At 64.9% G+C, this 10,170-nt stretch carries 10 protein-coding genes; 5 read left to right on the top strand and 5 right to left on the bottom strand.

What is annotated here, in order from left to right; all coding sequences use genetic code 11:
- Positions 1–42 precede the first annotated feature (42 nt).
- Both lptB and rpoN read left to right on the top strand, forming a co-directional pair.
- Positions 43–837 carry an LPS export ABC transporter ATP-binding protein gene (gene lptB, locus GSQ89_RS15690; protein ID WP_254073235.1) on the top strand — a complete coding sequence of 265 codons (795 nt, stop codon included), beginning with the start codon at positions 43–45 and terminating at the stop codon, positions 835–837.
- A 111-nt stretch (positions 838–948) separates the two neighbouring features.
- Positions 949–2,451, top strand: a complete 1,503-nt coding sequence (gene rpoN, locus GSQ89_RS15685) for an RNA polymerase factor sigma-54 (protein ID WP_158926757.1) — start codon at positions 949–951, stop codon at positions 2,449–2,451.
- 146 nt (positions 2,452–2,597) lie between these two features.
- Here the strand turns inward: rpoN and GSQ89_RS15680 are convergent, their stop codons facing one another.
- Positions 2,598–3,491: a LysR family transcriptional regulator gene (locus GSQ89_RS15680; protein ID WP_158926755.1), complete on the bottom strand. Its 894-nt coding sequence runs from the start codon at positions 3,489–3,491 to the stop codon at positions 2,598–2,600.
- A 99-nt stretch (positions 3,492–3,590) separates the two neighbouring features.
- Between GSQ89_RS15680 and GSQ89_RS15675 the strand changes: the two genes are divergently transcribed.
- The gene (locus GSQ89_RS15675; protein WP_158926753.1) at positions 3,591–4,466 is read left to right on the top strand and encodes an aldo/keto reductase family oxidoreductase; all 876 of its coding nucleotides are present in this window, start codon (positions 3,591–3,593) and stop codon (positions 4,464–4,466) included.
- Positions 4,467–4,514: 48 nt separating this feature from the next.
- Here the strand turns inward: GSQ89_RS15675 and GSQ89_RS15670 are convergent, their stop codons facing one another.
- Together GSQ89_RS15670 and GSQ89_RS15665 are read right to left on the bottom strand one after the other, a co-directional pair.
- Positions 4,515–6,191: a stimulus-sensing domain-containing protein gene (locus GSQ89_RS15670; protein WP_158926751.1), complete on the bottom strand. Its 1,677-nt coding sequence runs from the start codon at positions 6,189–6,191 to the stop codon at positions 4,515–4,517.
- Positions 6,192–6,893, bottom strand: a complete 702-nt coding sequence (locus GSQ89_RS15665; RefSeq protein WP_158926749.1) for a response regulator transcription factor — start codon at positions 6,891–6,893, stop codon at positions 6,192–6,194. It lies immediately after the preceding gene.
- A gap of 101 nt (positions 6,894–6,994) precedes the next feature.
- Here GSQ89_RS15665 and GSQ89_RS15660 point away from each other — a divergent pair, with 101 nt between their 5' ends.
- Positions 6,995–7,699: a HugZ family protein gene (locus GSQ89_RS15660; RefSeq protein ID WP_158926747.1), complete on the top strand. Its 705-nt coding sequence runs from the start codon at positions 6,995–6,997 to the stop codon at positions 7,697–7,699.
- Between the two features lie 118 nt (positions 7,700–7,817).
- Here GSQ89_RS15660 and GSQ89_RS15655 read toward each other — a convergent pair whose 3' ends face one another.
- On the bottom strand, positions 7,818–8,708 hold the full coding sequence (locus tag GSQ89_RS15655) for a LysR family transcriptional regulator (protein ID WP_158926745.1): 891 nt from the start codon (positions 8,706–8,708) through the stop codon (positions 7,818–7,820).
- A 416-nt stretch (positions 8,709–9,124) separates the two neighbouring features.
- Here GSQ89_RS15655 and GSQ89_RS15650 point away from each other — a divergent pair, with 416 nt between their 5' ends.
- Entirely contained in the window at positions 9,125–9,667 is a 543-nt protein-coding gene (locus tag GSQ89_RS15650) for a GNAT family N-acetyltransferase (protein ID WP_216856189.1), read from the top strand.
- 36 nt (positions 9,668–9,703) lie between these two features.
- Here the strand turns inward: GSQ89_RS15650 and GSQ89_RS15645 are convergent, their stop codons facing one another.
- Positions 9,704–10,135 carry a type II 3-dehydroquinate dehydratase gene (locus GSQ89_RS15645; protein WP_158926741.1) on the bottom strand — a complete coding sequence of 144 codons (432 nt, stop codon included), beginning with the start codon at positions 10,133–10,135 and terminating at the stop codon, positions 9,704–9,706.
- Positions 10,136–10,170: the final 35 nt, after the last annotated feature.

The following is a 10,170-nucleotide window of genomic DNA, read 5'->3' as shown; positions in this document are numbered from 1 at the left end:
CGCGGCGCCCGGCGCGCCCGCCGCACCCCCGAGGCCAAAGCCATGACCATGATGGGTAAAGCGCCGGCAGCACAGGAACTTCCGGGGCACGGGTTCAAGGTCGTACCTGGCGGCGGCGGCGGTCTGACCGCACGCGCCGTCGGCAAGACCTATAAGGGCCGGCCGGTGGTCCGCAACGTCACCGTGACGCTGCGCCGTGGGGAAGCGGTCGGGCTGCTGGGACCAAACGGCGCCGGCAAGACCACCACGTTCTACATGATCGTCGGCCTCGTGAGGCCCGATACCGGCGCGATCAGCCTGGACGGCGCCGACATCACCCGGCTGCCGATGTACCGGCGCGCCCGCCTGGGCATCGGCTACCTGCCGCAGGAGGCCAGCGTGTTCCGCGGCCTGAACGTCGAGCAGAACATCATGGCCGCGCTGGAGGTGGTCGAGCCAGACCCTGGCACGCGCGACCGTATGCTGGACGAACTGCTGGCCGAATTCGGCATCAGCCATCTGCGCCGTACCCCCGCCCTGGCGTTGTCCGGCGGCGAACGCCGGCGCGTGGAGATCGCCCGCGCGCTCGCGACCCAGCCGTCCTATATCCTGCTCGATGAGCCGCTGGCCGGCATCGACCCGATTGCCGTCGGCGAAATCCGTGACCTGGTCAAACACCTGAAAGACCGCGACATCGGCGTCCTGATCACCGACCACAACGTCCGGGAGACGCTGGATATCATCGACCGAGCGTACATCATGCATGCGGGGCAGGTTCTGATGGAGGGCAAACCCAGCGAAGTCGTTGCTCACGAAGGTGTGCGACGGGTGTATTTGGGCGAAAAATTCAGTTTGTGAGATTTCGGCCGGCTTGTTGGCACGCCCAACGAACACGGTTGCACGCTTTTTGCATGCGATATGACGGAAACCATTTGACCCAGCGGGGAATGGCCCGATAATCGCCTGATCATGGCGATCGCCCCCCGTCTCGACTTACGCCAGAGCCAGACCCTGGTCATGACGCCGCAACTGCGTCAGGCCATCAAGCTTCTGCAATTCTCCAACATCGAAGTGAATTCCTTCGTCGAGGAGGAGATGGAGCGCAATCCGCTGCTGGAGCGCGACGAGTCCCCCGAACCGCCAGTGGGCGAGCGGGCCGCGCTGGACCAGTTGGAGCCACGCACCGCCACGGCGATGGATTCCGCCGATGCGGCACGATCGGAGACACTGCCGGACGATGGTGGTTCCCCGCTGGATGCGGTGCATGCCGAAACCTACGATCCGGGTGGCGCCGGCGACGGTGCGCCTTTGGTCGGGCGCATGGATGGCGGCGGCGGCAGCCATGGCTTCGAGGGCGACGATCGCGGCATCGACGATTTCGCCGGCGACGAACGCTCCCTGCGCGACCACCTGGGTGAGCAGTTGCGCCTGAATTTTTCCGACATGGTGGACCGCATGATCGGGGCGCATCTGATCGCCCTGCTGTGCCCCGCCGGGCGCCTGACAGCGGAGCCGGCGGCGATTGCGTTGGCGATGGGGTTACCGCTGGAGCGGGTGGAGACGGTTCGCGCCCGGATGATGCGGTTCGATCCGGTCGGACTGTTTGCCCGGGATTTGCGAGAATGCCTGGGCGCGCAGTTGGCGGAGCGGAATCGGCTGGATCCGGCGATGCAGATGCTGCTGGACAATCTGGAACTGCTGGCCAGGCGGGAGAACCGGCGGCTGATGGCGCTGTGCGGCGTCGATGCAGAAGACCTGACGGAGATGATCGCCGAGATCAAGGCGCTGGATCCGAAGCCGGGGGCGACCTGGGATACAACGCCGGCGCAGTTGGTGGTACCCGATCTGCTGATGCGGCATCTCCCGGACGATTCGTGGATTATCGAGCTGAACCCGGAGACGATGCCTCGGGTGCTGGTAAACGAGCGGTTCTATGCCAAGGTGGCGCCCCGCGCGAAGAAGGACGAGAAGGTTTTTCTGACCGAACGGCTGGCGAACGCGAACTGGCTGGTGCGATCGTTACAGCAGCGGGCGCAGACGATCCTGAAGGTGGCAGCGGAGATCATCCGGCAACAGGATGGATTTCTGCGGTTGGGGGTGGCGTTCCTGCGGCCGCTGATCTTGCGGGACATCGCCGAGGCGGTTGAATTACACGAAAGCACAGTCAGCCGGGTGACAGCGAACAAGTATATCGCCACGCCGCGCGGCACGTTCGAGCTGAAGTATTTCTTTACGACAGCGATTCATGGAACGGATGGCGGCGATTCTCATAGCGCCGAGGCGGTGCGATATCGGATCCGCGGGTTGATCGATCTGGAGCCGGTGGCAGATATCCTGTCGGACGATGCGATCGTTGCAGTCCTGCGGCGCGAGGGGGTCGAGATCGCTCGGCGCACAGTGGCCAAGTATCGGGAGGCACTGCGAATTCCGAACTCGGTGCAACGGCGGCGGGAGAAGGCTGTCCCGGCTTAGGGGGATATGCTGATGGAGCATCGGGCAGTCGTAGTTCGTCCACGCTGAGGTCCGACCGTCGGGCGAAATCGTCGCCTGAATAGTCATGGTTTATTGTCACTCGATAGCGAATTTTACACGAAGAGGGGCCAACAACCCGACCGCCTCTACGTCTTGATGAAATCAACAAAGGCACGAAGCGGTGCCGGCAGGTGGCGGCGGCCCGGATAATACAGGAAAGGCCCGGAGAAGTTCTGCCACCAAGGCTCCAGCATCGGTTCCAGCGCGCCGCTGTCCAGGTGGGGGCGAAGCCACTCCTCAAACAGATGGATGATACCGAGACCGCCCACGGCGGCGTCGATCGCCAGGTCGACCGCCGAACCCAGGCGCACCAACAGCGGGCCGACGGAATCGATCCGCACGATCTCGCCGTCACGCTCGAACTCCCAGGGTGGCGTCGCCCCACTGGAAAACCGCCCGCGCAGGCAGGCGTGACCGAGCAGGTCGCGGGGATGCGACGGCCGCCCTCGCGCGTTGAGGTAGGCCGGTGACGCCGCCGTGGCGAAGCGCTGCACCCGCGGGCCGATCGGAACGGCGATCATGTCTTGCTCGAGACGTTCGTCGTAGCGGATGCCGGCATCGCAACCCGCCGCCAGCACATCGACGAAGCCGTCCTCGACGGTCACTTCCAACTGGATATCAGGATACGCCTTCAGAAAGGGCGTGACGATCGCCGGCAAGACCAGTCGTGCGACGCTGCCGGGGACATTGAGCCTGAGGGTTCCCGCGGGCCGGTCGCGAAACGCGTTCACGCCATCGATCGCGGTCTCGACTTCGCTCAATGCGGGCACCAGCCGCTCATACAAGCGCGCGCCAGCCTCGGTCGGCGCAACGCTGCGGGTGGAACGATTGAGCAGCCGCACACCCAGCTTCATCTCCAACCGCTGCACCGCTTGGCTCAAACTGGAAGCGGAGACACCGCTCACCCGGGCACCTTCGCGAAATCCACCCGTTCGTACCACCGCCACAAAAGCCGACAGGTCGGCCAGATTCGCTGCCATTGTTTATAATCCTGCACAGGCTGTGCCGATTGATCACGATTATCACGCATCAGCGTCATGTCCATATCGGCGTCACACCATCCGCATTGGAGCCTTCCCATGACTGACATCAATGCTGCCGGCGTCTTCTCGCTTGGCGATCGATCCGTACGGCGCCTGGGCTATGGTGCCATGCAGCTTGCCGGCCCCGGCGTGTTCGGGCCGCCCAAGGACCACGGCGTCGCACTGACCGTGCTGCGGCAGGCGGTGGCGAACGGAGTCGATCATATCGATACGAGCGACTTCTACGGCCCGCACGTCACCAACCGCCTCATTCGCGAGGCACTGCATCCTTACCCGGATAACCTGGTGATCGTGACCAAGCTTGGGGCGGTGCGCGGCGGCGATGCTTCCTGGATCCCAGCGCTCACCGCCGCCGATCTGACGCGCGGGGTTCACGACAATCTGCGAAACCTCGCGGTCGATGTGCTCGATGTCGTCAATCTGCGGGTTGGCGGCATTCATGGCCCGAGTGACGGATCGATCGAGGCGCCGCTCACAGCGCTCGCCGAACTACAACGGCAGGGGCTGATCCGTCACCTCGGCCTGAGCAACGTCACGCCTGCCCAGCTCCAGGAAGGGCGCCGCATCGCCAAGATCGTGTGCGTGCAGAACCACTACAATCTCGCCCACCGCGAGGACGATGCATTGATCGACGCACTCGCGGCCGACGGTATCGCCTATGTGCCGTTCTTTCCCCTCGGTGGGTTCACGCCGCTTCAGTCCTCGACGCTTTCGGACGTAACCAAACGGCTCGATGCAACGCCGATGCAGGTGGCGCTGGCCTGGCTGCTGCACCGCTCAGCCAACATTCTCCTGATCCCCGGCACCTCGTCGATTGAGCATCTGCGCGAGAACCTCGACGCCACCGACCTCGCCATCCCAGACGACATCGTTACCGAACTTGACGCGGTCGGCAGGCGCAATGTGGGATAAAGGCGATCGGCAACGAAGAACGGGCAGCAGGTTGCCGCCCGTCCCTTCCTACACCAGCGGCAACCGCACGATAAACCTGGCCCCCAGCACCCGGCCGGCGCCGTCGCGGCGGTTCTCGGCGGATATCTGCCCATGCAGTGCCTCGACGATCTGCCGGCTGATCGACAGGCCCAGGCCCGAATGCTGCCCAAAACTCTCGCCTTTCGGCCGTTCGGAGTAGAACCGGTCGAAAATATGCTCCAGGTTCGCGTCGGGTATGCCGGGGCCGTCATCCTCCACGCTCAGTTCCGCCGTTCCGCCGGTATCGCGAACCCGCACCGCGATCCGGCCGCGCCGCGGGCTGAACGAATGCGCGTTGCCGATCAGGTTCCGCAGCACCTGCACCAGCCGGTCCTCCACCGCCCAGATGCGCAACCCGTTCGGCGGTGCGACGACCTCCAGCTTGGGGTCGTTGTCCGGGTCGCGGGTGGCCTCATCCAGCTCCTGCAGCGTCCGCAGGATCGGCACCACGTCGACCGGCTCCGCGGTGACCCGCGACAGCTCCGCATCCAGCCGCGACGCGTCGGAAACGTCGCTGATCAACCGGTCCAGCCGCACCACGTCCTGCGCGATGATGGTCAGCAACTGCCGCTGGCGATTGGGGTCCTCGATCCGCAGCAGCGTCTCGATGGCGCTGCGGATCGACGACAGCGGGTTCTTGATTTCGTGCGCCACATCGGCGGCGAAGCGTTCGGTCGCGTCCATCCGCTCCCACAACGCGGTGGAACTGTCGGCCAGCGCCGAAGCCAGCGCCCCCACCTCATCGCGCCGCCGAAGCAGTGACGGCGGAACGCTGCCGGACCGTCCGCCGCCTTCGCGCATGTCCGCCGCCGCCTCGGCCAGCCGCAGGATCGGGCGGGCGATGGTCAGCGACATGTACCAGGACAGCAGCACGGTCAGGCCCAGCGCCATGCCGAACAGCCCCAGGATCGACATCCGCACGCTGAACAGGCTTTCGTCCACCTCCCTGGCCTCCCGCGTCAGCGAGATGATGCCGACGGTATGCTTGTCGCGTTCCACCGGCACGGCGACGGTGACCAGCAGGCGGTTGTCCTTGGTGCGGCGGATATAGGGTGGGGTTTCGTTGCTGTTGCCGGCGCTGCTGAGGCGCAGTTCCTCCTTCACGTCCGGCTGCCAGTCGGGACCGCCGGCCGAGGGCGTCGTATCGACCAGGGTGGCCGGCATGTCATGCGGCAGGAAGCCCAGGATGCTGTCGTAGACCCAGCCGATCGCCGCGATGATCGGCCCATGCTCCAGCGGCGGCGGCAGCGGTTCGGTGGTGATCACACCGCCCGGCCCCTCCCGCACCCGGGAATTCGCCAGGATGGTGCCATCCGGGGCGTAAAGCCGGGCCTGGGCGTCCGGCGTGGGTTCGGTGAGACGGCGCAACAGAGAGGCGGCGACTTCCGCCACCAGCTTGGGGTTGTCCGGATCGGTGGTGCGCACCGCGCTTTCGCCCAGCGCACCGGCGAACACCCTTGCCTGTTCGCGCAGCGCGGTGACCTGGGATTCCAGCAGCCCGTTCTGGTATTGGTCGAGGTACAGCAGTGCCATCACCAGCAGCGCCAGCGGCAGAGCGTTGACCAGCAGGATGCGCCGTAGCAGGGGGGACACCCAGCGCGGCCGGTACCGCCGTTTGGGGACGGCCGAGCGGGTCAGACCGAACAGGCGTCCACCGTCGGGCAATCAATGCTCCTTGTAGCGATAGCCGATACCGTAGAGCGTCTCGATGTAGTTGAATTCTTCGGTGCCGATGCGGAATTTTTTCCGGATCCGCTTCACGTGGCTGTCGATGGTGCGATCGTCGACGTAGATGTTTTCGCCATACGCCGCGTCAATCAGTTGGTCGCGGCTTTTCACCATGCCGGGGCGGGCGGCCAGCGCCTTCACCAGCAGGAATTCCGTGACCGTCAACTGGATGTCGTGACCCTTCCAGGTGCATTGGTGCTTGGTTTCATCCAGTACCAGGTCGCCGCGGGTCATGACGCCGCCGGGCGCGGTGCCGGAGCCTTCGGCCTTGCCGGCTTCATTGCGGCGCAGTAATGCCCTGATCCGCTCCAGCAGCAGGCGCTGGCTGAACGGCTTGGTGATGTAATCGTCGGCACCCAGGCGCAGGCCCATCAGTTCGTCGACTTCCTCATCCTTCGAGGTCAGGAAGATCACCGGCATGGTGCTGCGCTGGCGCAGGCGCTGCAGCAGCTCCATCCCGTCCATGCGCGGCATCTTGATGTCGAGCACGGCCAGGTCCACCGGCTTGGCGGTCAGACCCTGCAGGGCGCTTTCGCCGTCGGTGTAGGTGCGGACGGTAAAGCCCTCCTGCTCCAGAGTCATGGAGACGCTGGTCAGGATGTTGCGGTCGTCGTCGACCAGGGCGATGGTCTGCTTCATCTGGGGTTCCTTGATGGTCTCGGTACCGTCGTAGCACGGTATGACGGACGATTGTGGCGGATTGCGGCCATCGTGAGCCAAGGATTGGGGGTGAACAAAATATGGCATCATCATCTGTTGATGAAAGTCCGGCATTCCAGGCCCGTTGCCTGCTGCGGGCCGCGCGGGGCGGATGTCTGGCGACCAGTGCCGCCGGCCAGCCGTTCGCATCCCTCGTCACGCCGGCCTGCATGCCGGATGGGTCGCTGCTGCTGCTGCTGTCCCGCCTGTCGGAGCACACGCGGCATCTGACGGCCGATCCGCGCTGTTCGGTAATGGTGAGTGGAGCGGCGGAATCGCCCAACCCGCAGACGACACCTCGGGTAACGGTCACCGGGGTCGCCCAGGTGGTGGACGATGCGACGTTAAAGGCGCGGTTTTTGGCCGTGCATCCGTATGCGTCGCTGTACGCCGACTTTGGGGATTTCGCGACCTGGCGGATTGCGCCGGCCGCGGGACTGCTGGTCGGCGGGTTTGGCCGCGCATTCCGGCTGAAGACAGCGGATTTGACGCCCGACGCAGCGGCCGTGGCAGCGTTGCTGGCAGCCGAACCGGGGATACTGGCGCATTGCAACCAGGATCATCCGGATGCGCTGGCGGCGATCGCCGGGGCGGCAGGCGACTGGCGGATGGTCACGACGGATGTGGACGGGTTCGACCTGGCGCTGGGGGACAAGGTGGTGCGGCTCGCTTGGCCGGGGCCGGTGAAGGACGCGGGGGACGTCCGGCGGGCGTTGGTGGAGATGGTGGCGAGGGCTCGGTCCTAATTGCCGGAACCCCGGATCAAGCCTCACTTCGTCCCCGCTTGTTGCCCGCATCCTCGATTCGCCTCACGGCTCAAGCCGATCGGGCGATTGTCATACCTGAACCGGACAAATGAATTGGCTATTGGCAGTGCCTCAGTCTGTCGAGTTCCTCCGTGAAGACCCGAAGGCCGCGTTCCCGCACTTTTTCCTTGTGCAGGACAACGCCGAGATCGCGTGACAGCGCGGGATGCAGCGGCTTCGTCACGGTGTCGCCGATCGGTTCCTGAACGGCCATCCCCGGCAGAATCGCGGCACCGAGTCCACTGCCGACGAGTACTTTGATCGCCTCGACACTGCCAAGCTCCATGATCGGACGGGCCTTGACGGCGGCGTGCCGGAACCAGCTATCCACGATGGTGCGCGTGGTTCCGCCCGCCTCATACAGGATCAGCGGCCATTGTCCGATCTGCGCCGGCGTGACCGTCCGCGTGCTTGGTGTCATGCCGGCCGGCAGAAGGGCCATCAATGGATCGGATCGCAGCCGGGTCATGCTCAGGGAGCGCGAAATCGAAACCGGCAGCGTCACCAGGGCAATGTCGAGGTCGCCGGTCTCGACCTTTTGCACAACGTCCTCGCTATTGCCGATGACGACGATGATCTCCAGGCCCGGCATGCGTTTTCGCGCGGCCTCAAGCACCGGCGGCAGCAGATAGATACACGCGGTCGCGCCGGTTCCCAGGCGAACGCGGCCGGTTTCCCCCGAACGATAAGCGGCCATCGCCGATACCGCGTCTTCCGCCGCCGATTGGGCACGACGAGCCGGTTCCAGCAGGGCTTGGCCGGCCGCCGTGGGCAGCAGCTTGCCGCCCACCCGATCCAGCAGGCGAGTCCCGACGGTCAACTCAAGCTGGCGAAGCTGCTGGCTGATGGCGGGCTGAGTCAGCCCGAGCGACCGGGCGGCGGTGGTGACGCTGCCTGTCTCAACGGCGGCTAGGAAGCTGCGGAGCTGGCGCAGAGAGGGAAGAACCATAAGCTAATATTATTCTAATGCGTGGCATTCGAAAGTTTTTCTTCCGCACATAGCCTCTTTCGCTGAGCCTGAACCCATGATGTCAACGCCCACTCTACCTATCGCGAGGCCGGCAGCCGGGCCAGATTCGACAACACTGAGGCGCCGGGTTGTCCATAGGCTGGCTCCAGTTACCGGTCTCTGGCGCGAAGCGTGGCTTTACCTCGTCGGTTCGGAGCATTCCGGTTTCCGCCAGATTGAACGTCTTCACACCCTGGATGGCCGGCTGCTGGAAGATATCGGCGCGGGACGCCGTCAGCCACAGGCGCAGCGCCCCGACTTCGACGCGATCAAGCGCAAGCCCATCGCCTTCACGCAACCTTGGTGAGCTTATGACCCTGCACATCCCTCAATCATTCTCCACGGATACATCCACGATGGTGGGCGCGATCAGCGTCCGGCCGAGCCGCGACGGCGATCTGGAGGCGATCGCGGCGATCTACAGCCACCATGTCCTGCACGGTTCGGCGTCATTCGAGACCGACCCTCCTTCGATGGAGGAGATGGCGCGGCGCCGTTCCGACCTTCTGCGGCACGACTTCCCCTATCTGGTGGCCGAGGAAGGCGGCGTGCTGTGCGGATACGCCTATGCCGGATTTTATCGTCCCCGCGTGGCTTATCGGAACACAGTCGAGAACTCGGTCTACCTACGCCCCGACGCTATCGGCCGAGGGATCGGAAAGCGGCTGCTGATGGCGCTGGTGGCGGCTTGCGAAGCACGCGGTTTCCGGCAGATGGTGGCCGTCGTCGGCGACAGCGCCAACATCGGCTCCATCCGCCTGCACGAACGGTGCGGGTTCCGTCGCGTGGGCGTGCTCCAATCCATCGGCCACAAGCATGGGCGGTGGCTCGACACCGTGCTGTTCCAGTTGACGTTGGGCGCAGGCGACAGCTCTCCTCCGGGACATCCCGAAGACTGAGACAGCCGCGCTCGGTCGGCGCGGTGGGACGGACGGCTACCGGCGCTTGGCCGTGTCGCGCAGGCCGCGCAGTGCCAGATAATAGCCCAGGACGCCGAAGCCGGTGACCATTCCCAGGCTGACCTGCGCCGTATCGGACACCGGGCCCCGCCGCACCGGGTTGGAGATATGGACCTCGATCACCGGGAACGTCACCTGGCTGATCGCCGCCGTCAGCGCCGGATAGCCGCGCGAGAACCCCGCCGGATTGACCAGTGCGCCGTCGAAACCCTGGTCATTCGCCGCGTACAACCGGTTGATGACCTCGCCCTCGACGTTGGAGTGGAAGATCTCCACCTCGATATCCAGTTCGGCGGCGTATTGGGTTATGTGCTGGTTGTATTGATCCAGCGTCATCGTGCCGAAAATCTCGGTTTGCGTTTTGCCGCGCATATTCATGCCGGCCCCCTGGACAACGAGGATTTTCATGGCGACGCTTCCCCTGACGATGCAACGGCGCGGAC

This window comes from Acidisphaera sp. S103, assembly GCF_009765975.1.
Taxonomy (GTDB): Bacteria; Pseudomonadota; Alphaproteobacteria; order Acetobacterales; family Acetobacteraceae; genus Rhodopila.
Note: the sequence above shows the minus strand (reverse complement) of the source record. Positions and strands in the feature narration are given on the sequence as shown.

Excerpts from the sequence above, each read along its gene's own strand:
- GSQ89_RS15665 (WP_158926749.1), bottom strand. The coding sequence starts at position 6,893 with ATGAAGCAGACCATCGCCCTGGTCGACGACGACCGCAACATCCTGACC.
- GSQ89_RS15645 (WP_158926741.1), bottom strand. The coding sequence starts at position 10,135 with ATGAAAATCCTCGTTGTCCAGGGGGCCGGCATGAATATGCGCGGCAAA.
- GSQ89_RS15650 (WP_216856189.1), top strand. The coding sequence starts at position 9,125 with ATGGTGGGCGCGATCAGCGTCCGGCCGAGCCGCGACGGCGATCTGGAG.
- GSQ89_RS15660 (WP_158926747.1), top strand. The coding sequence starts at position 6,995 with ATGGCATCATCATCTGTTGATGAAAGTCCGGCATTCCAGGCCCGTTGC.
- GSQ89_RS15655 (WP_158926745.1), bottom strand. The coding sequence starts at position 8,708 with ATGGTTCTTCCCTCTCTGCGCCAGCTCCGCAGCTTCCTAGCCGCCGTT.
- rpoN (WP_158926757.1), top strand. The coding sequence starts at position 949 with ATGGCGATCGCCCCCCGTCTCGACTTACGCCAGAGCCAGACCCTGGTC.
- GSQ89_RS15680 (WP_158926755.1), bottom strand. The coding sequence starts at position 3,491 with ATGGCAGCGAATCTGGCCGACCTGTCGGCTTTTGTGGCGGTGGTACGA.
- GSQ89_RS15675 (WP_158926753.1), top strand. The coding sequence starts at position 3,591 with ATGACTGACATCAATGCTGCCGGCGTCTTCTCGCTTGGCGATCGATCC.
- lptB (WP_254073235.1), top strand. The coding sequence starts at position 43 with ATGACCATGATGGGTAAAGCGCCGGCAGCACAGGAACTTCCGGGGCAC.